This window comes from Streptomyces sp. NPDC014764, from assembly GCF_043082785.1.
GTDB classification, from domain to species: Bacteria; Actinomycetota; Actinomycetes; order Streptomycetales; family Streptomycetaceae; genus Streptomyces; species Streptomyces althioticus.
Window position 1 is genome coordinate 610,542 of record NZ_JBIBXY010000003.1, and the last position, 23,051, is coordinate 633,592.

At 73.6% G+C, this 23,051-nt stretch carries 14 protein-coding genes; 2 read left to right on the plus strand and 12 right to left on the minus strand.

Annotation, left to right across the window (positions count from 1 at the left end; all coding sequences use genetic code 11):
- Positions 1–229: 229 nt before the first annotated feature.
- Positions 230–457 (minus strand): hypothetical protein, encoded by a 228-nt coding sequence (locus ACF1AG_RS11525; RefSeq protein ID WP_391809651.1) that lies wholly within the window; start codon positions 455–457, stop codon positions 230–232.
- A 389-nt stretch (positions 458–846) separates the two neighbouring features.
- Here ACF1AG_RS11525 and ACF1AG_RS11530 point away from each other — a divergent pair, with 389 nt between their 5' ends.
- Positions 847–1,926: an LAETG motif-containing sortase-dependent surface protein gene (locus ACF1AG_RS11530; protein ID WP_391809652.1), complete on the plus strand. Its 1,080-nt coding sequence runs from the start codon at positions 847–849 to the stop codon at positions 1,924–1,926.
- Positions 1,927–2,045: 119 nt separating this feature from the next.
- Here the strand turns inward: ACF1AG_RS11530 and ACF1AG_RS11535 are convergent, their stop codons facing one another.
- The 8 genes from ACF1AG_RS11535 to ACF1AG_RS11570 all read right to left on the minus strand — a co-directional run bounded on the left by ACF1AG_RS11535 (position 2,046) and on the right by ACF1AG_RS11570 (position 17,476).
- Positions 2,046–3,863: a GMC family oxidoreductase gene (locus ACF1AG_RS11535; protein WP_359606748.1), complete on the minus strand. Its 1,818-nt coding sequence runs from the start codon at positions 3,861–3,863 to the stop codon at positions 2,046–2,048.
- 66 nt (positions 3,864–3,929) lie between these two features.
- Complete coding sequence (locus ACF1AG_RS11540; RefSeq protein WP_391809653.1) at positions 3,930–5,543, minus strand: succinic semialdehyde dehydrogenase; 1,614 nt, start codon at positions 5,541–5,543, stop codon at positions 3,930–3,932.
- A gap of 156 nt (positions 5,544–5,699) precedes the next feature.
- Positions 5,700–7,475: a protein kinase gene (locus ACF1AG_RS11545; RefSeq protein ID WP_359606744.1), complete on the minus strand. Its 1,776-nt coding sequence runs from the start codon at positions 7,473–7,475 to the stop codon at positions 5,700–5,702.
- Between the two features lie 126 nt (positions 7,476–7,601).
- The gene (locus ACF1AG_RS11550; protein WP_391809654.1) at positions 7,602–8,921 is read right to left on the minus strand and encodes a protein kinase; all 1,320 of its coding nucleotides are present in this window, start codon (positions 8,919–8,921) and stop codon (positions 7,602–7,604) included.
- 83 nt (positions 8,922–9,004) lie between these two features.
- On the minus strand, positions 9,005–10,654 hold the full coding sequence (locus ACF1AG_RS11555) for a protein kinase (protein WP_391809655.1): 1,650 nt from the start codon (positions 10,652–10,654) through the stop codon (positions 9,005–9,007).
- Positions 10,655–10,802: 148 nt separating this feature from the next.
- The gene (locus ACF1AG_RS11560; protein WP_391809656.1) at positions 10,803–13,250 is read right to left on the minus strand and encodes a protein kinase; all 2,448 of its coding nucleotides are present in this window, start codon (positions 13,248–13,250) and stop codon (positions 10,803–10,805) included.
- 152 nt (positions 13,251–13,402) lie between these two features.
- Positions 13,403–15,418: a serine/threonine-protein kinase gene (locus ACF1AG_RS11565; RefSeq protein ID WP_391809687.1), complete on the minus strand. Its 2,016-nt coding sequence runs from the start codon at positions 15,416–15,418 to the stop codon at positions 13,403–13,405.
- 351 nt (positions 15,419–15,769) lie between these two features.
- Positions 15,770–17,476, minus strand: a complete 1,707-nt coding sequence (locus ACF1AG_RS11570; protein ID WP_359604885.1) for a glycerol-3-phosphate dehydrogenase/oxidase — start codon at positions 17,474–17,476, stop codon at positions 15,770–15,772.
- A 368-nt stretch (positions 17,477–17,844) separates the two neighbouring features.
- Between ACF1AG_RS11570 and ACF1AG_RS11575 the strand changes: the two genes are divergently transcribed.
- A complete protein-coding gene (locus ACF1AG_RS11575) occupies positions 17,845–19,053 on the plus strand; it encodes a nucleotide sugar dehydrogenase (protein ID WP_191882669.1) in 1,209 nt (402 codons plus the stop codon).
- 426 nt (positions 19,054–19,479) lie between these two features.
- Here the strand turns inward: ACF1AG_RS11575 and ACF1AG_RS11580 are convergent, their stop codons facing one another.
- From ACF1AG_RS11580 to ACF1AG_RS11590, 3 genes are all read right to left on the minus strand, one after another.
- Positions 19,480–20,604 carry a GuaB3 family IMP dehydrogenase-related protein gene (locus ACF1AG_RS11580; protein WP_359604889.1) on the minus strand — a complete coding sequence of 375 codons (1,125 nt, stop codon included), beginning with the start codon at positions 20,602–20,604 and terminating at the stop codon, positions 19,480–19,482.
- Positions 20,605–20,730: 126 nt separating this feature from the next.
- The gene (guaB, locus tag ACF1AG_RS11585) at positions 20,731–22,236 is read right to left on the minus strand and encodes an IMP dehydrogenase (RefSeq protein WP_359604891.1); all 1,506 of its coding nucleotides are present in this window, start codon (positions 22,234–22,236) and stop codon (positions 20,731–20,733) included.
- Between the two features lie 182 nt (positions 22,237–22,418).
- Positions 22,419–23,006, minus strand: a complete 588-nt coding sequence (locus ACF1AG_RS11590) for a sigma-70 family RNA polymerase sigma factor (RefSeq protein ID WP_006130726.1) — start codon at positions 23,004–23,006, stop codon at positions 22,419–22,421.
- Between the last annotated feature and the right edge of the window lie 45 nt (positions 23,007–23,051).

A 23,051-nucleotide genomic window follows, 5' to 3' on the forward strand; every position in this document is an offset into this window, starting at 1 on the left:
GGGCCAGGCGGGTCGTTGGTACCGGTGTCCGCGTCAGCCAGGGGCGGACCGGAGCAGCATCACGCGTGGCTCGCCGGAGCGATGAGACGGACGGCTCGTGCCGTGCGTCGTGGGACCTCGCTCCGGTACTGGTGACCGGGAGGGCAGGGGACAGCCGCCCCGGTCACGCGAGAGATCGGCCGGCCCCGGGGACGCCCGGGGCCGGCCGACGCGCGTGCCCCGGCACCGCTCAGGTGCGGGAGACGACCCCGCACTCGCCCTCGCTGGACACGGCCGTGCTGCGGTCGTACGGGTCGCGGGTCGCACCGGCCCGCGGGGACTCGGTCCGCAGGGCGGGACCCGTGCGCCGGCCCTCCGGCCGGGCGGGTGCGGCGGGCTTCCTCTGCCCGAACCGGCGGCCCTCGCGGCCGGCCGCCGCGGCCTGGGCCTCGTCCATGGCGCGCAGCCGCTCGGTCACCGTCCGGGCCCGGGCGGAGGGCTCCTTCGGCGCGGAGTCCGGGACACCGGCCTCGCTGTTCCGGAGGAACTGCTCCCACCTCGTCGTCGGAAGGGGCCGAGGACTCCGGCCGGGACTGTTCGGACGGCTTCTCGGCCACGGGAAGGCGGTCCTTCCCTCGGCGTGATGCAAACGCACGTGATCTTGGCGGGCGGCGAGCCCAACCCAGCAATCACCCTGCCTGCGCGTGATCTACATCACGTAAAGATTCTGTGAGATCCGGGACAACCATCCGCGGGTCTCGGTGATCGAACTCACCGACATCAGCGATCAGACCCGTGCGCCCCGCACGGAGGCGCTCTTCGACTCGTGCCGCGACCGCGCGGCACGCCGGACTCACCGAGGTCTTCATGAAGCTTCGCCGCGCCCTGGCCGCAGCGGCCGCGACGGCAGCGATAGTCCCGGCCGCCCTCCTCGCGGCCCCCGCCGCCCACGCGACCGACCCCGCGTCCGCCGCCTCCGCGACCCGGTCGACGGAGGCGGAGACGACCGCCCCGACGACCGCCCCCGCCGAGACGGAGTCCACGGAGTCGGGCGCCGGCGAGCAGGACGGACAGCCGGAGCAGGACACCGACGACCCCGCGAACGGCGACGAGGGCGGCACCGGCGAGGAGGGGAACGGCACCGACGACGGCTCCGCCTCGTCCTCCCCGTCCTCCAGCCCTTCGCCCTCGGCCTCCACCTCCGCCTCCCCCTCGCCGAGCCCCAGCACGAGCACCCCGGCCGAGGAGGACCCTGAGCTCTGCCTCGACGAGGACGGCGAGAGCACGGCCGAGCTCAGCGACGCCCTGCGCAGCGGTCTGTCGGGCCTGCCCGAGACGATCGTCGCGGGCAGCGGCTGGACCACGTTCTCCTTCGACGTCAGCAACCGCGGCGACGAGGAGATCAAGAACATCAAGCCGCTGATCGGCGTCGCCGCCATCGGCTGGGAGGACGTCCGCGACCACTCCGGCCAGATCACGGTCCAGGCGTACGACAAGGCGGCCGGCACGTGGAACACGCTCGCGGGCGCCGCGGGCGAGGGCGCCACGTTCGCCGCGTTCTCGCTGGGCGCCGGCCAGTCCGTCTCCTACCAGCTGCGGCTCTCCGTCAGCGGCGAGGTGCCGGACGCGCTCGGCCTCACCGGCGGTTTCGCCGAGTACTCGGACACCGAGGGCTGCTGGATCGCCGACGACCCGAACGGCTGGATCTACTTCTTCGACATCCTGGCGGCCGGCTCCGACGCCGGTGACCCGGACGACGCCGAGCCGCAGACCGGGGGCGTCAAGGAGCTCGACAAGGTCAGCGAGGTGAAGATCACCGGCAGCCTCGCCGAGACCGGCTCGAACTCGGCCCTGCCGGTGATCGGCCTGGTCGGCGGTGTCGCCGTCGTGGCCGGCGCGGGTGCGCTGTTCGTCGTCCGCCGTCGCAAGGCCGGCGCCGAGGCGTGATCCCGGCCGCCCGTGCGGCGGCCCCGTGACAAGGGGAAAGGACCTGAGCTCGGAGGGGGGCACAGGTCCTTTCCTCTGTGTCACGCATACGCGGCTACTTCTGTGTCACGCATGCGCGGCTACTTCTTCGGCGGCACCGCCGGCATCCCCAGGAACGGCAGCTTCAGCGCGCCGAACGCGTCGGCCGGGACTGCCGGCGCCTTCGGCTCCACCGGGTTCAGCCGCCGGTACTCCTGGCCCTGCGCCGGACGCGGGTCCTCCTCACCCTTGTTGGGCCAGAACGACATCGCCCGCTCGGCCTGCGCGGTGATGGTCAGCGAGGGGTTCACACCGAGGTTCGCGGAGACCGCCGACCCGTCGACGACCGTGATGCCGGGGTGCCCGTACAGCCGGTGGTACGGGTCGATCACGCCGGTCGCGGGCGAGTCTCCTATCGCGCAGCCGCCGAGGAAGTGGGCGGTGAGCGGCATGCCCGTCAGCTCGCCCACGTTGGAGCCGGCGAAGCCGTTGATCTCGGCGGCCAGCGCGGACGCGCCGTCGGTCGCCGCCTTGATCTGCTTGGGGTTGGGGGCGCCGTGTCCCGGCCGCGCGGTGAGCAGGCCGCGGCCCACCCCCGACGGCTTGAGGTACGTGGTCAGGGAGTTGTCCAGGGACTGCATCACCAGGCCGATGATGGTCCGCTCCGACCAGCGCCGGTTGGACAGCGACCGCAGCATCAGCCAGGGGTGCCGGGCCGCGTTGCCCAGCCAGCCCAGCACCCGGACCGCGCCCGAGGCGTTGTCGGCGTACGGGACCTGGAGGATCGACAGGGAGCCCATCGAGTTGGAGCCCTTGCCGTAGCGGACCGGCTCTATGTGGGTGTTCTCGTCCGGGTGGATGGAGGACGTGATGGCCACACCGCGGGTGAAGTCTGCCTTGGGCTCGCCGGTCGCCTTGCGGTAGCGGCGGTCGTCGGTCTGCGCGCCCACCAGCGCCTCGGAGTTGGTGCGGGTCATCTCGCCCAGCCGGTCCGAGAGGTGCGGGAGCTGCCCGCCCGCGCGCATCCGGTGCAGCAGCGTCTGCGTGCCGTAGGTGCCGGCGGCCAGCACCACCCGGCGTGCGGTGAACGTGCGGCCCTTGCCCTTGCGGCGGTCGTTCGTGGGGAGGGTGGCGACGGCGAACCCGCCGCGCGAGTCCTCCGTCACCGACACGGCCGTGGTCATCGGGTGCACGACCGCGCCCGCCTTCTCGGCGAGGTACAGGTAGTTCTCGTTGAGGGTGTTCTTCGCGCCGTGCCGGCAGCCCGTCATGCACTCGCCGCACTCGGCGCAGGCCCGCCGCGAGGGGCCCGCCCCGCCGAAGTACGGGTCGGGCACCTCCTGCCCCGGCGTGGCCTTGACCGTGCCGTCGGCGTCCTCGCCGTCGCCGAAGAAGACCCCGACGGGCGCCATGTGGAAGGTGTCGCCGCAGCCCATCCGCTCGGCCGCCGCCTTCAGATGCACGTCCGAGGGGGTCATCGTCGGGTTGAGCCGCACGCCGAGCATGCGCCGCGCCTGGTCGTAGTACGGCGCCAGCTCCTCCTGCCAGTTGGTGATGTTCCCCCACTGGGGATCCTCGAAGAACGGCTTCGGCGGCACGTACAGGGTGTTGGCGTAGTTCAGAGAGCCGCCGCCGACCCCCGCGCCGGCCAGCACCATCACGTTGCCCAGCAGATGGATGCGCTGGATGCCGTACATCCCGAGCTTGGGCGACCAGAGGTAGTTCTTCAGGTCCCAGGAGCTCTTCGGCAGCGACTCGCGGGTCCAGCGGCGGCCGGCCTCCAGCACGCCGACGCGGTAGCCCTTCTCGGTCAGCCGGAGCGCCGAGACGGAACCGCCGAAGCCCGAGCCGACGACGAGGACGTCGTAGTCGTAGCCGGCGTCGCCGTCGGGGGCGGGGACGGAGTTCTCCTGTGACACGTGCTCTCCTCGTCGAAAGCTCTCGTTCGAAGCCGCGGCGCCGGGAGGGGGACCCGGCGGAGTGACCTAGCGGAAGCGGAACGCCTTCATCAGGCGCAGGCTGCGGCTCATGAAGGCCGCGTACTTCTCGTCGTCCATGCCGAGCGACGGCGCCATCGGCAGCAGCCGCTGCTGTGCGACGGTCTGGGCCTCGGTGTACTTGAGGATCCCCTCCGAGCCGTGCCGGCGGCCGAGACCGGAGTCCTTCATGCCGCCCATCGGGGCCTGCACGCTGCCGTACGCCGGGGCGTACCCCTCGTTGACGTTCACGGTGCCGGTGCGCAAACGGGCGGCGATCTCGCGGCCACGGCGGGCGTTCCGCGTCCACACCGACGAGTTGAGCCCGTACGGCGTTCCGTTGGCGCGCTCGACCGCCTCGTCGTCGGAGGAGAAGCGGTAGATCGAGACGACCGGGCCGAAGGTCTCCTCCGTGCACACGCTCATCGGGGTCTCGACGCCGTCGAGAATGGTCGGCTCGTAGAAGTAGGGGCCGATGTCCGGGCGGGCGGTGCCGCCGGCGAGGACCTCGGCGCCCTTGGCGACGGCGTCCTCGACGTGCCGGGTGACCGCGTCCAGCTGTCGCTGCCCGACCAGGGAGCCCATGTCGGCGCCGTAGGCGAGGGCGGTGCCCAGGCGCAGCGCCTTGGTGCGGGCGGCGAAGCGCTCCAGGAAGGCGTCGGCCACCGCCTCGTGGACGTAGAGCCGCTCGATGGAGATGCAGAGCTGGCCCGCGGAGGAGAAGCAGGCACGGACGGCGCCGGCGGCGGCCTTGTCCAGGTCGGCGTCCTCCAGCACCAGCATGGCGTTCTTGCCGCCGAGTTCGAGGGAGACGCCGACCAGGCGGGCGGCGGCGCCCTGCGCGACCTCGCGGCCGGTGCGGGTGGAGCCGGTGAACGAGACGTAGTCGGCGTGCCGGACGACCTCGGGTCCGACGACCGGGCCCTCGCCGAGGACGACCTGGAACACGCCGGCGGGCAGTCCGGCCTCGATCAGCAGGTCACGGGCCCACAGCGCGGTCAGGCAGGTCTCCGTGTCGGGCTTCATGACGACGGCGTTGCCCGCGACGAACGCCGGGAGGGCGTCGCCGACGGACAGTTCGAGCGGGTAGTTCCAGGGGGCGATCTGACCGATGACGCCGCGCGGGTGGCGCAGCTCGGTGACCTTCGTCAGCACGGGCACGGCGCCCGTGTGCCGCTTGGGCCGCAGATAGGCGGCGGCGCGGCGGCCGTAGTGGCGGGCGGCGACGGCGACCGCCTGGACCTCCTCGTGGGCGTGCAGCCGGGCCTTGCCGGTCTCCAGCTGGACCAGGTCCAGCACCTCCGCCTGGCGGCTGAGCACCAGGTCGTGGAAGCGCAGCAGCACGGCGGCCCGCTCCCGGACCGGTGTCCGAGCCCACACGGCCTGGGCGGCGCGGGCCGCCTCGAACGCCTTCGCCACGTCCTCGGGCGTCGACTCGGGCAGGTCGGCCAGCTTCTCGCCGGTGAACGGCGTGTGGTTGGCGGTGCGGCCGGAGCCCGCCACGCCCTTGGTGAGCCGGGCGACCAGTTCCGGCGTGACCACGTCGGCTGCGGTGCGTACGCCCTGGGGGGCGGGGGCCAGTGGATTGGTGCCGGTCGTTTCCCGGGTCTGCGCGTCCGTCATGAGGCGCAGAGTATGCCGGGGCGCACACTTTGTGTACCCGTCGGTAACAGATTCGCGCAGGGCTCACACATTGCCAGTGAACGCTGGCAACGAAGCCGCTGATCAGCGCGTTGCGGTCACCGGCGCCCCGCGGGGTGCCGGTGACCGGGCGGGGTGTCAGCGCTTGTGGACGTCCCAGGTGTCGAAGACGGTGCGGGCGATCTCGCGGCCGTCCTCGGCGAAGTAGCCCTTCGCGGGGTAGACGACCCAGAGCCGGTACATGTCGCCGTCCGCGTTCCGGTAGTACAGGACCTGCGCCTCGCGCTGCAGGGGCGGCGTGGTGGTCGTGGTGAAGACGATCGTGTTCGTCGCCGCGTCCTGCTCCTTGTACGTCGTCTCCCGGGGCCGCCCCTGCGGCGCCGGCGTGGCGGCGATCCCCAAGGAGAACTCGCCGTCCTTCAGCTCGTTCCAGTGGGCGAACGCCTGCTCGGACGCCGACGCCGGGATCTTGTCGTCCTCGTCGTCGGCGTTCAGGTCGCGGTCGGTCTCGATCCGCACCATCCCGCTCGGGTCGGTGAAGGAGGCGACGGTGCCGTCGGCGTCCTCGGCCGGCTCGTCCTTCACGAAGCCCTCCGGCACCGCGAGGGAGACACCCGCCCGGTCGCCGAGGTCGTGCGTCTTCCAGCCGTCGGGCAGCGGTCCCGCGAACGGGTCCGCGATCACCAGGCCCACCACGACGGCGGCCGCGACCACCGCCGCGCCCAGCCCCAGGAGCGCCCTGCGGCCGATACGGATGCCACTCTCGCGGCCGGGCGCGGGCAGCGGGGCCACCTGGGTGGGCTGCGGCACGGGCGGGTTCGCAGCGGCCTCCAGGGCGGCGCGGACCTGGGCCGCGCCCGGACGGCGCGCCGGGTCCTTCTGGAGCAGCGCCGTGATGATCTCGGCCAGCGGGCCCTGCGCGGCGGCGGGCGGCGCCGGCGTGGCGTTGAGCACGGACTGGAGGGTGGCGGGCGTGTTGCTGCGGCGGAACGGCGACACGCCCTCCGTCGCCGCGTACAGCACCACGCCGAGCGACCACAGGTCGGAGGCGGGGCCGGGACGCTGGCCCAGCACCCGCTCCGGGGCGATGTACTCGGGCGAGCCGACGAAGCCGCCGGTGTCGGTCAGATTGGTCTCGCCCTCGATCTGGGCGATGCCGAAGTCGGTGAGCACGACCCGGTCGTGCCGGCCCAGCAGCACGTTGTCCGGCTTGACGTCCCGGTGCAGGACGCCCGCAGCGTGCGCGGCCTCCAGTGCGCCGAGCACCTCCAGGCCGACGCGGGCGGCCTCGCGTGCGGAGAGCGTGCCCTCCTCCTGGAGCACCGCGCCGAGCGAGCGGCCCTGGACGAGCTCCATCACGATCCACGGCCGCCCGTCGACCACGGCGACGTCGTGGACGTTGACCACGGCGGGGTGGTCGAGCCGGGCGGCGGCGCGGGCCTCGCGGCGCATCCGCTCGAAGACGTTGACCCGTTCACGTTCGGGAAGGTGGTCGGGGACCCGGGGCTCCTTGACGGCGACCTCGCGGTCCACCGTCTCGTCCTTGGCCCGCCACACGGTGCCCATGCCGCCGTGACCGAGCTTGGCGAGCAGCCGGTAGCGGTCGGCGATCACCCGTCCCGCGCCGGGATCGGGCGCGGACGGACCGGACGGAACCGGGTCACCCACCGGGGCGGCCTGCTGCGGGCCGCCCGCCTGCGCGGTGTCCCGTCCCCGCGCGCCGTCCGGCGCGGGGTGCGGCGCCCGGCCGTGCGCGTGCGCCTGGCCGTCCCCCTGGGGCGGGACCACGACGGTCGGAGCCGCGTAGGGATTGCCGGGATGCGGCACGGCCGCCGGCGGGTTCTGGTTGGGCGGTTGCAGACCAAAACTGGTCGGCTCGTCGGCCCCGTTGCGGGCTCCCCCGTCACTGCTCATGGCTCCATGCATATCGTGCCGGACCACCGCCGCTCCACAGCGGGCCGCCACCGGTCACAGACCCGTGACCGACGCCGGGACTTATGCCGCTTTTATACGGCTATGCGGGTACGACCTGCCTGTGGGTTAGGCAGCCGAGGCTGCGGCGGAGGTGTCCGGCGGGGACGGACTCGTCCCGTCCGGCGGCGTGGTCGGGTCGCCGGCCTCCGTGGACGAGGCGCCGGCATCCGACGGCGAGGCACCGGCCCCCGTGGGTGACGGCGCCGGACGCTGCGGGGTGGTGGCAGGCGGCACGGGGCCGGGCGTCGACCCGGGCGCGGGCGTCTCGGGCGCCGTGGTGCTCGGTGTGCCGCCGCCTCCCTCGCCGCCCCGGTCCTGGAGCAGCAGCGCCCCCGCGGACACGCCCGCCCCGGCCAGCGCGGCGATCACCAGCGCCGCCACCAGAGCGCCCCGGGTGGGCTGGCGCCGTACGCCGCGACCGGCCGGCGCGCCCCGCGGGGCGGCCTCCGGCACCTCCCGCCACAACGGCAGCCGGCGGCGGGGCGGGTCGCGGTCCGGCAGCAGGTCGAGCGGGGCCGTCTCGGGCGTCCGGCCGGTGGCCAGGAACGCGCGCAGCATCCGTTCGGCCCGGTCGGCGTCCAGCCGCCGGTCCGGGTCGCGCTCCAGCAGGCCCAGCACCACGGGCAGGATCGGCGCGGCCTGCTCGGGCGGCCGGATCTCGTCGACCACCACCGCGTGCAGCACGCCGCTCAGCGAGTCGCGACGGAACGGCGACTCGCCGCTGAGCGCCGCACACAGCAGCGCGCCCAGCGACCACAGGTCCGACTCGGGCCCGGTCCGCGCGCCCGACATCCGCTCGGGGGCGGTGTACTCGGGCGAACCGACGAACGACCCGTTCTCGGTGAGCGTGGTCGAGCCGGGCATCTGCGCGATGCCGAAGTCGGTGAGCAGCACCCGGTCGGTGCCGTTCTCCAGCAGCACGTTGGCGGGCTTGAGGTCGCGGTGCAGCACCCCGGCCTCGTGCGCGGCGCGCAGAGCCCTCAGCAGGTCGACGCCGATCCGCGCGGCCTCCGCCGCGTCCACGGGCCCGTCGGACGCCATCCGGTCGGCGAGGGACGGTCCGTCGATCAACTCGAGGACGATGTAGGGACGTTCGTCGTCCTCGACGACGTCGTGCACGACGATGATGTTCGGGTGGCTGAGCTGTGCCAGGGCGCGTGCCTCGCGCAGCGTGCGGTCCCGCTGCCGCCGCGCGTCGGCCGCGGTGAGCGTCTCGTCGAAGGGCAGCGCCTTCACCGCGACGCCCCGGCCGAGCAGTTGGTCCGTGGCTCGCCACACCACGCCCATGCCGCCGCGTCCGAGCAGCTCTTCCAGACGGTAACGTCCCGCCACGACGCGGGCGTTGGCCCCGTCCGTCCCGTTGTCCGGCTCCCCCTCGGTCACCATGCGCCCATCATGCCCCACCGGATGTGTCCGCTCCGGTACGGCGATTCGGCCAACGGGCGCACGTCCGCGCACGCCGGGGGCGGTCAGGGCTCGCGCCAGCCTCTGAGAATCGTCTCGAACTGCTGCATGGTCGTGTCCCAGTCCTCGGCGGGCCCGGCCATGTACAGGGCGTACTCCACGCCGTCGCGCGTGAGGTACATGTGGTCCACCGCCCGGTACGGCCCGGGGAACTCGGTGTCCTTGGGCAGCGCGGTCCAGCTGTACTCCAGGCGCGCGGCCTCGCGGTCGCGGTATGTCAGGCGCTTCAGCTCGATCTGCTCGTAGTCGACCAGACGCCCGCCGACCTGCTGGTCGAGGTCGCTGAGGTGGTCGAACGGGTCGTCGAAGTCCGGGGCGTCGTCGGCCGCTATGCGCAGGAAGTGCTTGCCGCCGTCGGGGGTGTAGTCGACCTGCTGGGTCTCCTCGTCGAACACCACCCGCTCCCAGTCCTCGCCGGGCAGCACGACGGTGAATCCGAAGGGGTCGCTGCGGCGCACCCACCCCGCGGGCAGGCCGTCGGTGTCGGTCCCCTCCGTGTCCGACACGCCGGGCGTCGCAGGAGCCTCGGCGGTCTCGCCCGGCGCGGCCGGGACGCCACCCCGGTCGTCCTGCTGCTGGAGCACCACCGCCGTACCGCCGCCGATGATCGCGGCCAGCGCCACGACCAGGGCGACCGTCCGCCCGCGCGAGCGCCGGCGAGGCACCGTCGGCGCCCCGTACGGCGCCTGCACGGAGGTGGAACCGCTGCTCTGCGGGCGGGCCGGCGTGCCGGTCGGGTAGGGCTGTGCGCCCGCGCCGGGGTGCGGTCCGGTTTGGCGCGGCAGCGGGACGCGGGCGCCGACGGCCTGGGTGGGCACGTACTCCTGCGCCTCGCGGGGCCGGCGTCCTTCCGCGGCCTCGGCGAGCATCTGCTCGGCCGTCGCGGTGTCGGGCCGGGTGGCCGGATCCTTCCGGAGGAACGCACTGATGACGGGCGTGAGCGGCCCCGCGTGCCGGAGCGGCTCGGCCTCCTCCTCGACGACGGCCTGCATGGTGGTGAGCGGCGAGGTGCGGCGGAACGGCGAGATGCCCTCCACCGCCGTGTAGAGGGTGGCGCCGAGCGCCCACAGGTCGGACGCGGGGCCGGGGTCGTGGCCGCGGACCCGCTCGGGCGCCAAGTAGTCGACGGAGCCGACGACCTCGCCGGTACGGGTGATGGCCGCGTCGCCGTCTATCTGCGCGATGCCGAAGTCGGTGAGCAGCACCCGCCCGTCCCGGCCGAGCAGGACGTTGCCGGGCTTCACGTCGCGGTGCAGGACGCCGGCGGCGTGCGCGGCGCGCAGGGCGCGCAGCACCCACAGGCCGATGCGGGCGGCCTCGCGGGGCTCGACGCGCTCCTGCTCCTTGACCGCGTCGGCCAGCGAGCGGCCCTCGACCAGCTCCATGACGATCCACGGCCGGCTGTCGTGCTCCAGCACGTCGTGCACGGTGACGACGGCCGAGTGGTTGATCCGCGCGGCGGCCCGCGCCTCCGCGCGGGTGCGGGCCAGCAGGGTGGCCTGTTCGCTGTCGGAGACGTAGAGCGCGGCGGTGAGTTCCTTGATGGCGACGGAACGGTGCAGCACCTCGTCGTGTGCGCGCCACACCCGGCCCATGCCACCGCTCCCGATGGATTCGCCGAGTCGGTAGCGGCCCGCGACGAGCGAGCCCTGCATCTGATTCACGTTGCCCCGCAATGGTCTTGACAGGGTCAGGGTAGGTACCCCGGCCTGTCCTGGGAACCGAGGGGGTGCCAGAGAGACCGCACTGTGATGGTTTGTCGCGCCCCCCGTGTCGCGTCTTCCCCCACGGCCGCACCGGTGGTCAGCCGGTGTGCCGGTACGTGGCGGCCGCCTGCTCGTAGAGCCGTGTCACCTCGTCCCGTTCGCCGTCCGGGCCGCGCACCTGCAGCACGTGGTAGCGGCCGTCGATCAGCGCGGCGAGGTTGCGCACGTACAGCTCGCCCCGGTCGCCGGTCCAGGTGAACTGGCCCTCGGCCATGACCCGCCCGCCGACCTCGATGGTCTTCAGGCCGGTCGAGGTGGCCCAGCTGGAGTCGCGGTACGGCTGGAGCTCGCGCTCCCCGTCCCGCTGGTAGGCCATGGGGTCGCCGCCGAACTGCTGGGCGCTGTCCCGGCCGGGCACCACGATGAGCTCGAAGTCGCCCTTGGAGTAGACGACCTGGCCGCTGCCGTTCTTGCCGGTGCGCTGCCAGCCCTCGGCGACGGCGACCTCGAAGCCCTCGGGGTCCTTGCGCAGCGTGAAGCCGTCGGCGACGTCGGGACCGGTGGTCTGCGTCTTCGTGGAGGCCGACTCCTCGGGCGCGCTCGGCCCGCCGTCGCCGCCCGGGGAGTTGTTGCCGTCCGGGCGCGCGTCACCCGAAGGGCTCGGCGCGGCCCCTCCGGCGGCCGGGGTGCGGTCGGCGGAGGGCGACCCGGTGGTCTCCTCGCCGGCCTTCGGCATGAACAGCACCGCGTAGGCGATCGCCGCCGCCATGGCGAGGAGCACCAGCAGGAGCAGGGTGCGGCCGAGGCGGCGTGGTGAACCGGCGCGCGGCGCCGCCTTCTTGTGCCGTCCGTGCTGCGCGGGCAGTCCGGCGCGCCGCCTGCGGACGAGTTCGCCCCGGCGCCTTATGACCGGCAGACGTCCCACGTCGACCGGCGGAGCCGTTATGACGTTCAGGCCCGCCTCCGGCTCGGGCGCCGAGCGCACCAGCGACCGCAGCCAGCCGCGCAGTTCCTCGAAGTCGGGGCGCTCTGTGGGGTCCTGGCGCAGCAGCGACTCCACGACCGGGCGCAGCGGACCGCACTCCTCGGCGAAGGCGGGCGGCTCGGCGCACACCATCTGCACCAGCTCGGCCGTCGACTCCTCCGGGTAGGGGGCGTGCCCCTGGACGGCGCGGAACAGCAGCGCGCCCAGCGCCCACAGGTCGGTGACGGGTCCGATGGGCGGTGCGAGCTGCCAGTTCTCGTGCACGGGCCCCGCCTGCTCGGGCGCCCAGCGCTCGGTGACGGGCCCGACGACGGCCATCCGCGCCTGCCGGGCGCGCTCGGCGGCCAGCGCGGTGGCGGGGCCCCGGCGCGCGGGGGTTTGCGGGGCGGGCTCGTCCCAGCGGCCGGGCGCCGCGGCGGATTCGGGGGCGGCGGGTCCGGGGGCCGCGGGTCCGGGCGTGCCGCTGGCCTGGGCGCCGATGCGGGGTGTCGCCCCGTGCCAGCCGGAGGCGGCCACTCCGTACGGGTCGGCTATCTGTCCCGGGGGCGTCGACGGCCGCTGCTCGGCGCCCTCCTCGGGGGCGGGCCGCGTACCGGGCAGCGCGCGGGAGCCCTGCTGGGCCTCCTGCACGCGGGCGGCGGCCCGGGCGCCGGCGCGGTAGGCGGCGATGGCCCCGGCCCGCGCCGCCCGCACGTCGCCCGCGCTGTCGAGGGCGCGGGGCGCCACCACGGGTGAGAGGTCGGCGGGTCCGCCGGTCCCGCCGCCGCCCGGGAGCCGTCCGGCGCGCGCCTCGATGGCCGCGCGGCGCGCCGCGTCCGGGTCGGGGTCGGCGGTGAACCCGGGCGGCCAGGCCGGTCCGCGCCCGCCGCCGGCTCCGGCGCCCGGGCCGAGCGCTTCGAGCGCCGCGCCGGGCTCCGGCCGGTCGTCGTCGGCGGGCGGCACGGGGTCGTAGCCGCACAGCGCCTCCTCGGCCGCGCCGACCGCGAGCCCGGTGAGCATCACGCGGCCGTCGTCGCAGACCAGCACCGTGCGCGCGGTGATGTTGCGGTGCACCCAGCCGTGGGAGTGCAGCACCCGCAGGGCGGTGAGCACGTCGGAGGCGACCTCGGCCGCCCGGTACGGGGACAGCGGCTTCTCGGCGAGCAGCGCGGCCAGCGGGCGGGCGGCGACGTACTCGCTGACGATCCACAGCGAACCGCCCTCCGCGAACACGTCGAAGACCTGGTCCAGGCGCGGATGGTCGGGCAGGGCCGCCGCGGCCTGCGCGGCCTCGACCGCGCGGCGCACGACCGGGTCGGCGGGGCGGCGCACCGCGCCCTGGCCGCCGCCGGGGACGCCCCTGCCGCGCCGCGCGCCGTCCCGGGCGGTGAAGCCCTCCGGCAGCCCTTCGGCGTCCAGCACCTCGGCCTCGACGACCTCCGGCAGCGGCACCTGCCGGACCAGGACCTCCTGGCCGCTGTACGTGTCGAAGGCGCGGCTCTCGGTCAGCTCGTACTCGTCGGAGGGGGGAAGGGGCAGGCGGTAGCGGTCGGCGAGAACCCGTCCCGCATAGTCGTCCACGTTGCCTCCCCCGGCACTACGGTCGGTCAGTTCCGTTCTCCGGACGGCCCGTTCCCGCTCCGTACGGTCCGCAACCACTCACGATACGTGCCGGAGGCGACCCGCAGAGAGGGGATGCCACATCTGGCGTCCCGATCGGCGGGCCGGGCGGATCAGGACTTCGGGCGGAACGTCTCCGTCAGCGTCCGCCACGTGTTCGTGCGCTGCTCGCCGTCCCACGCGTCGGCCCTGGCCGTGTACATCAGCCCGTACCCCAGGCCGTCGTTGACGACGGTGCCCCGGTCCACGGACCGGTAGGTGACACCGCCGTCGACGTAGGTGAACTCCCAGTCGGCCGTCTTCCAGCCGCGGTACTCCACCGACGCGATCCGTATGCGCTCGTACTGGGGACGCACCATGAAGCGTTCCTGGTTCTTCCAGTCGGCGACCGGGTCGTCCTTGGGCGTGGTGGTCCAGCCGATGAGCAGCTTCTGGCCGTTCGGCCCCGTGAAGCGGTCGCCGGCCGCGTCCGACGACTTGAACTTCCACCCGGCGGGCAGACCGATCGAGTACCCCTGCTTCCCCCGGTGCGTCGTGGCCGCCTCCGCCCTGCCCGCTCCGCCGTTCCCGGCGTCCGAGGAGCTGCCCGGCGCGGCGCCGCCGCCCGTCCCGGTGGAATCCGGGGAGGCCGCCGCGCTTCCGCCCGTGCCGGTGGACGCGGTGGCGGAGCCGTCGGCGCGGGGGCCGTCCTCGTCGTCCTTCCTGGTCTCGGCACTGGGGGTGCTCTCCGCCGCGGTCCGGTCGCCGCCGGCGCCCCGGGCGCCGCTGCCGCTGTCGTCGTCACCGCCGAGGGTGAGGGCGAGCACGGTGCCGACCACGGCGAGCACCACGACCAGCGCGATGACGACGAGCGTGCGGCGCGGCACCACGTCGGTGATCGACGCGCGCGGCGCGGGCCGCGCGGGCAGGTCCGGCGGTGTCATCACGGGCCAGCCCGAACTGCGGCCGCCCGTGGCCGCGTTGGCGTCGGGCGTCCTCCCCGGCGTCCCGGCGGCGGGGCTCGCGGCGGTCGCGGTCCGCGCCGCGGCCGGCTTCGCGTCGGGAGTACGGGCCGCCGAGGCGGGCGCGGAGCCGGACGCGGAGGTGCCGGACCTGGTGCGGGCGGCGCCGGCCGCGCCGGCCGCCACGGCGGCCTTCCGCACGGAGCGCAGCGCGCCGCGCAGCTTCTCCGCGGCCTCCTCGGCCCGCTTGGCTCCGCCGTCCCGCGTGCCGGGCTGCTCGGGCAGCGGCACGACGCGGGTGGTGTCGGCCTGCCGTCCGTCGGCGTCCTTGGTGGCGGGGGCGCTGATGACGGCGGTCAGCATGGCGCGCGCGGCGCGGTCGTCGAGCCGCTGGGCGGGGTCCTTGTTGAGCAGCCCGTGGATGACGTCCCGCAGGGGGCCCGCGTTCTTGGGCTCCTCCAGCGGCTCGGTCATCACAGCGGTGAGCGTCGCGATCGCGGAGCCCTTGTCGTACGGCGGGGTGCCCTCGACCGCCGCGTACAGCAGGCCGCCGAGCGACCACAGGTCGGCCGCGGGACCGGGCTTGTGCCCGCGGGCGCGCTCCGGGGAGATGTAGGAGGGGGCGCCGACGAGCATGCCGGTCGAGGTGATGGAGGGGTCGCCCTCGACCTGGGCGATGCCGAAGTCGGTGAGGACGACGCGGCCGTCGTCGGCGATCAGCACGTTGGACGGCTTCACGTCGCGGTGCAGGATGCCTTCCCGGTGCGCGGAGCGCAGCACGTCGAGCACGGCGAGCCCGACCTCGGCGGCGCGGCGCGGCTCCAGCAGGCCGTCCTCCCGGATGACCTCGGCGAGCGACTTGCCCTCGACGAGCTCCATGACGATCCAGGGACGGTCGTCCTCCTGGACCACGTCGAAGACGGTCACGGCGCTGGTGTTGCGGATCCGCGCGATCGCCTTGGCCTCGCGCAGGGTCCGGGTGATCAGCCGCCGCTTCTCCTCCTCGTCGATGTTCGACGGGAAGCGGAGCTCCTTGACGGCGACCGTACGGCCGAGGGTCTCGTCCTCGGCCCGCCACACCGTCCCCATGCCGCCGCGGCCGAGCACGTCTCCCAGCCGGTACCGCCCGGCGAGGAGACGTGCGCTCTTGTCCTGACGGGATGTCCCCGCCCGCTCCGCCTCCGACATGCGTCCCCTCATGCAACCCGCCCTGACAGAGCCTTCATTGTCCCTCACCCGACAAGTGCCCTACGCCCAGGGTGCCCCTGTCCGCCCACCGGACACGGAGGGCGGAGAGGTGGGGGAACGAAGCGTTCCCCCACTCTGCCGGACGGGTCCCGACAAAGACGGGATCCGAAGCGTGCCGATTCGGTCACGACCGGGCCGTCCTGACGCGCCGTCGCCCAGGTCGGCGGGGGTGCGGGGCACGATGGCCACGCTCACCACCGGCCCCGAACCAGCCGCACAAATGGCCGAGTCACGCCGCTGGGCACGCCGCGGGAAAGTCCCCGCGAGCCGTGAGCCGGGTCCGCTGCCCGCCTAGAGGGGCACGATGTCCGGCGCCCCCAGACGGGCCGCGTCCGCGGTCAGGTCGTCCGGCTGGCGCTGCGACTCCCGCTCGGCCTCCACCCGCTTCTCGTAGTGCTGCACCTCGCGGTCGATCTGACCGCTGTCCCAGCCCAGCACGGACGCCATCAGCTCGGCGGCCTCCCGCGCGCTGCGTGTGCCCCGGTCGAACGTCTCGATGGATATGCGGGTGCGCCGGGTGAGCACGTCCTCCAGATGGCGCGCGCCCTCGTGCGAGGCGGCGTAGACGACCTCGGCGCGCAGATAGTCGTCGGCGGCCTGCAGGGGCTCGCCCAGGGACGGGTCGGAGGCGACGAGGTCCAGCACCTCCTCGGCGAGCGACCCGTACCGCTGGAGCAGGTGCTCCACCCGGACCGGGTGCAGGCCGGTGCGGGCGGCCGTGCGGGCCCGGCCGTTCCACAGGGCGTGGTAGCCCTCCGCGCCCACCAGCGGGGTCTCCTCGGTGACGCAGTCCGCCACGCGCAGGTCGAGCCCGTGCACCGCGGCGTCCACGGCGTCCTTGGCCATCACCCGGTACGTCGTGTACTTGCCGCCCGCGACCACGACCAGGCCGGGGACCGGGTGGGCGACCGTGTGCTCGCGGGAGAGCTTGCTCGTGGCGTCCGACTCGCCGGCGAGCAGCGGGCGCAGCCCCGCGTACACCCCTTCGACGTCGTCGCGGGTGAGCGGCACCGCGAGGACGGAGTTGACGTGCTTCAGCAGGTAGTCGATGTCGGCGCTGGACGCGGCCGGGTGCGCCTTGTCGAGGTCCCAGTCGGTGTCGGTGGTGCCGACGATCCAGTGCCGGCCCCAGGGGATGACGAACAGGACGGACTTCTCGGTGCGCAGGATCAGCCCGGTGGTGGAGTGGATGCGGTCCTTGGGCACGACCAGGTGGATGCCCTTGGAGGCGCGCACGTGGAACTGGCCGCGCTCGCCGACCATCGCCTGGGTGTCGTCGGTCCACACCCCGGTGGCGTTGACCACCTGCTTGGCGCGGATCTCGTACTCGCCGCCGCCCTCCACGTCCTGCACGCGGGCGCCGACGACCCGCTCGCCCTCGCGCAGGAACCCGGTGACGCGGGCGCCGTTCGCCGTCCGGGCGCCGTACGCCGCCGCCGTGCGCACCAGGGTGAGCACGAAGCGGGCGTCGTCCATCTGGGCGTCGTAGTACTGCAGGGCGCCGACCAGCGCGTCCTTCTTCAAGCAGGGCGCGACCCGCAGGGCGTGACGGCGGCTCAGATGGCGGTGCACGGGGAGGCCCCGTCCGTGGCCGTGGGTCATCGCCATGGTGTCGTAGAGGGCGACGCCCGCGCCGGCGTAGAGCCGCTCCCAGCCCTTGTGCTGCAGCGGGTAGAGGAACGGCACCGGACGCACCAGGTGCGGGGCGAGCTTCTCCAGGAGCAGGCCGCGCTCCTTCAGCGCCTCGCGGACGAGGGTGAAGTCCAGCATCTCGAGATAGCGCAGGCCGCCGTGGATCAGCTTGCTGGAGCGGCTGGAGGTGCCCGACGCCCAGTCACGCGCCTCGACCAGTCCCGTGGACAGGCCGCGCGTCACCGCGTCGAGCGCCGTGCCCGCGCCGACCACGCCGCCGCCCACCACCAGTACGTCCAGCTCGCGCTCCGCCATGGACGCCAGTGATTCGGCGCGCTGCGCCGGCCCCAGTGTCGCTGTCCTCACCGCTGCCTCCCGCTCATCGGTCGCATCGGCCACACCCGTCGGGCGAAGCCCGGTCTCCCACCCTCATGCCCAAATTCTGACCGGGTCGCCCGACTTCAGCCACACGCCGCCTCGGGCTGTGGACAACCGCGGGTCACAGGCTGTGGACAACCCCGCCGGACGACGCACCCGGCCGGTCGCCGCACGACGCACGGCACCGGCCGCGGGTCGACCCACCGGCCCAGTCCCCGCACGACTCACCGAAAACCAGCCGATCAATCCCGCATATCGGTCATATTTACTCCTAGTCTGACATTGCGCTCGCCTGTCCAGTCCTCAGCGCTTGCGCACCTGTCGCACTCCGGCTATTGGGAAGGACGGTCCACGCCATGCCCGCAGATCTCGCCGTCATCGGACTCGGCCCGTTCGGACTGCCCCTGGCCCAGGCCGCCGTGGCCGCCGGCATCCCCACCGTCGGGTACCGGACCGGCCCCGAGCCCGGCTCCCTCAGCCCCGCCGAGCAGCGGCGCATGCTCGCGCAGGGCTTCCGGGTCACCACCAGCGCGGCCGAGCTCGGCCGGGTGCGGACCGCCGTGATCTGCGCCCCGACCGCGCCCGCCGCCGACGGCGGCCTCGACCTCGGCCAGGTCGAGGCGGCCGCCCGCACCCTCGCCGCGCAGCTCCGCCCGCACACCACCGTGATCCTGGAGTCCCCCGTGCCGCCCGGCACCACGGAGGGCCCGCTGCTGCGACTGCTGGAGTCCGGCTCCGGCCTGCGGGCGGGCCGCGACTTCCACCTCGCCCACTGCCCCAGCCGCGTCGACCCCGGCAACCGGGACCACACCCCCGCCAACACCCCGAAGGTCATCGGCGGCCTCACCCCCGCCTGCACCGAGTCGGCGGCGGCCTTCTACGGGCGCATCACCGACAAGGTGGTCCGCGCCCGCGGCCCCCGCGAGGCCGAGACGGTGCAGCTCCTGGAGACGAACTTCCGGCACGTCAACATCGCCCTGGTCAACGAGATGGCCGCCCTCTGCCACGACCTGGGGATCGACCTCTGGGACGTGCTGCGCTGCGCGGAGACCAAGCCCTTCGGCTTCCTCGCCTTCCGCCCCGGGCCCGGCGTCGGCGGCCACACCGTCCCCCAGGACCTCACCGCGCACGCCGGCCGCACCCTGCGCATGGCCGAACTGGCCCAGGAGGTCAACGGCCGCATGCCCCGCTACGTCGTGCAGCGCGCCGCCGCCCTGCTCAACGAGCACGGCAAGTCGGCGCGCGGCGCGCGCGTACTGCTCCTCGGGGTCACCTACAAGGCCGACCTCGCCGACCTCCAGGGCAGCCCCGCGCAGGAGATCGCGGTACGCCTGATGGAACTGGGCGCCTCGGTCAGCTACCACGACCCGCACGTCCCGTCCTGGAACGTCCTGGACCGCCCCGTCCCCCGCGCCGACTCCCTCTACGAGGCCGCCGCCGACGCCGACCTCACGATCCTCCTCCAGCAGCACCGCACGTACGACCTCCAGGGCCTCTCGGTCAAGGCCCAGCTCCTCCTGGACACCCGCGGCGCGACCCCCACCGGGGCGGCGCACCGGTTGTGAGAGGGGGGCGCGCGGCGGACCACCGTGTCACGGGGCTGCTGGTGGGCGGGACGGCGCGCGGGTACGGTACAAACAGGTGGAGCCCACCGCAGCGGCTACTGCGGCAGGCTCCTGGATGATTCACGGGTGTCCGCCCCTAGTCTTCGTGGGGGCGGCCGCTCACCATCCGAAAAGCCGCAAGATCCACCTCCTCCGGCACTTCACCGTCCACAGACGGATCCGGTCCCAGCGGGTAGGCCTGCGGTGGCGTCCCATGGGCGCCGTCGAGGACACCAGCGGTCTCGACCAGGCGCATCGGCGCGAACAGGGTCCCGGCGCAACCGCGCGCCCCCGACCACCACGCGCGCCCGCCGTACACGCGAAAGGAGCCGGTCACCCGTTCAGGTGACCGGCCCCTTCGTGTGCCGTACGAGAGCCTCGCTGTGGTCAGCGGCGGTGCTGCGAGTCCGCCACCGTCACCTCGACGCGCTGGAACTCCTTCAGCTCGCTGTAGCCCGTGGTGGCCATGGCGCGGCGGAGGGCGCCGAAGAGGTTCATGGAACCGTCGGGGGTGTGGGACGGGCCGGTGAGGATCTCCTCCAGCGTGCCCACCGTGCCGAGGTCGACCTTCTTGCCGCGCGGCAGCTCCTCGTTGACGGCCTCCATGCCCCAGTGGTGGCCGCGGCCCGGCGCGTCGGTGGCGCGGGCCAGCGGGGAGCCCATCATCACGGAGTCCGCGCCGCAGGCGATCGCCTTGGGCAGGTCGCCGGACCAGCCCACGCCGCCGTCGGCGATGACGTGCACGTACCGCCCGCCGGACTCGTCCATGTAGTCGCGGCGGGCCGCGGCCACGTCGGCGACGGCGGTGGCCATCGGCACCTGGATGCCCAGCACGTTGCGCGTGGTGTGCGCGGCGCCGCCGCCGAAGCCGACGAGGACGCCCGCCGCGCCGGTGCGCATCAGGTGCAGGGCGGCCGTGTAGGTGGCGCAGCCGCCGACGATCACCGGGACGTCGAGCTCGTAGATGAACTGCTTCAGGTTGAGCGGTTCGTGCGAGCCGGAGACGTGCTCCGCGGAGACCGTGGTGCCGCGGATGACGAAGATGTCCACGCCCGCGTCGACGACGGCCTTGGAGAACTGGACGGTGCGCTGCGGGGAGAGCGCGGCGGCGGTGACCACGCCCGAGTCACGCACCTCCTTGATGCGCTGCCCGATCAGCTCCTCCTTGATCGGAGCGGCGTAGATCTCCTGGAGGCGGCGGGTGGCGGCCTCGTCGGGCAGGCCGACGATCTCGTCGAGCAGCGGCTGCGGATCCTCGTGGCGGGTCCACAGGCCCTCGAGGTTCAGCACGCCGAGGCCGCCGAGCTCGCCGATGCGGATCGCGGTGGCCGGCGAGACGACCGAGTCCATGGGAGCGGCCAGGAACGGCAGCTCGAAGCGGTAGGCGTCGATCTGCCAGGCGATCGAGACCTCCTTCGGGTCCCGCGTACGGCGGCTGGGGACGACCGCGATGTCGTCGAAGGCGTACGCCCGGCGGCCGCGCTTGCCGCGCCCGATCTCGATCTCAGTCACGTCTGTGGCCTTTCCCTGTTGCGTTGCAGCGCCTTCCAGTATCCCCGACGGCCGCGGCGCCCACCGCCCCGGACGTACGGCGAGGGCGGCCCCGGTGGTCCGGTGCCGCCCTCGGGAAGCCCGCCGCTACTGGCGGCTGTAGTTCGGCGCCTCGACCGTCATCTGGATGTCGTGCGGGTGGCTCTCCTTGAGGCCCGCCGAGGTGATCCGGACGAAGCGGCCGTTGGCCTGGAGCTCGGGGACGGTGCGGCCGCCGACGTAGAACATCGACTGGCGCAGACCGCCGACGAGCTGGTGGACGACGGACGACAGCGGGCCGCGGTAGGGCACCTGGCCCTCGATGCCCTCGGGCACCAGCTGCTCGTCGGAGGCGACGCCCTCCTGGAAGTAGCGGTCCTTGGAGAAGGACTTGCGGTCGCCACGGGTCTGCATGGCGCCGAGCGACCCCATGCCGCGGTACGACTTGAACTGCTTGCCGTTGATGAACAGCAGCTCGCCCGGCGACTCCTCGCAGCCCGCGAGCAGCGAGCCGAGCATCACCGTGTCGGCGCCCGCGACGAGCGCCTTGGCGATGTCGCCGGAGTACTGCAGACCGCCGTCGCCGATGACCGGCACGCCGGCCTCCTTGGCGGCCAGCGCGGCCTCGTAGATCGCGGTGACCTGCGGGACGCCGACGCCGGCGACGACGCGCGTGGTGCAGATGGAGCCGGGGCCGACACCGACCTTGATGCCGTCGCAGCCCGCGTCGACGAGCGCCTTGGCTCCGTCCCGGGTGGCGATGTTGCCGCCGATCACGTCGACGCCGGAGGAGTTCGACTTGATCTTGGCGACCATGTCGCCGACCAGCCGGGAGTGACCGTGCGCGGTGTCGACGACGATGAAGTCGACGCCCGCCTCGATCAGCGCCTGGGCGCGCTCGAACGCGTCACCGGCGACACCGACCGCGGCGCCGACCAGCAGACGGCCTTCGCCGTCCTTGGCGGCGTTGGGGTACTTCTCGGCCTTGACGAAGTCCTTGACCGTGATGAGGCCCTTGAGGATTCCGGCGTCGTCGACCAGCGGAAGCTTCTCGATCTTGTGGCGGCGCAGCAGCTCCACCGCGTCCGGGCCGGAGATGCCGACCTTGCCGGTCACCAGCGGCATCGGCGTCATGATCTCGCGCACCTGACGGGACCGGTCGGTCTCGAAGGCCATGTCACGGTTGGTGACGATGCCCAGCAGCTTCTTGTTGCCGTCGGTCACCGGGACGCCGCTGATGCGGAACTTCGCGCACAGCGCGTCGGCCTCGGCGAGCGTGGCGTCCGGGTGGATGGTGATGGGGTCGGTGACCATGCCCGACTCGGACCGCTTCACCAGGTCGACCTGGTTGGCCTGGTCCTCGATGGACAGGTTGCGGTGCAGCACGCCGACGCCGCCCTGGCGGGCCATCGCGATGGCCATGCGGGACTCGGTCACCTTGTCCATGGCGGCGGACAGCAGCGGGATGTTGACCCGCACGTTCTTCGAGACGTACGAGGCGGTGTCGATCTGGTCGGGCGCCATGTCCGACGCGCCCGGCAGCAGCAGCACGTCGTCGTAGGTCAGCCCGAGTGTCGCGAATTTTCCGGGCACTCCGTCGACGTTGGCAGTCATGACACCTTCCCCAAATGGCCTTGATCGGTGCGGATGTCCATGCTAACGGGAAGCGTGGGTGTCTCATTCCACGGTTCCGCACGGTCCCCGGTTTCGTATGTTCCTACGGGAACGACAGATCGTCCGTTCATATGCAACTGATGCGCCGACGCGCACACGAAGAGGCGGTGCGGGGACGGGCGTTACTGCTCCGCCAGGGCCCGCAGCCGGCTCAGCGCGCGGTGCTGCGCCACCCGGACCGCGCCGGGTGACATTCCCAACATCTGACCGGTCTCCTCCGCGGTGAGTCCCACGGCGATACGCAGGAGGATCAGCTCGCGCTGGTTCTCCGGCAGGCTGGCCAGCAGTTTCTTGGCCCACTCGGCGTCGCTGCTGAGCAGGGCGCGCTCCTCCGGGCCGAGCGAGTCGTCGGGCCGCTCCGGCATCTCGTCGGACGGCACGGCGGTCGAACCGGGGTGCCGCATGGCGGCGCGCTGGAGGTCGGCGACCTTGTGGGAGGCGATGGCGAAGATGAACGCCTCGAAGGGCCGGCCGGTGTCCTTGTAGCGGGGCAGGGCGAGCAGCACCGCCACGCAGACTTCCTGGGCGAGATCCTCGACGAAGTGCCGGGCGTCGCCCGGCAGGCGGGAGAGACGGGTGCGGCAGTAGCGCAGGGCGAGAGGGTGGACGTGGGCGAGCAGGTCGTGCGTGGCCTGCTCGTCTCCGTCGACCGCGCGGTGGACGAGCGCACCGATCGCCCCCTGGGCCGTGCCCGCCTCGTCGTCGCGCATCGGTCCATGGTGCCCTGCGGACACGGGGTCCGTGGCACCGTGTCC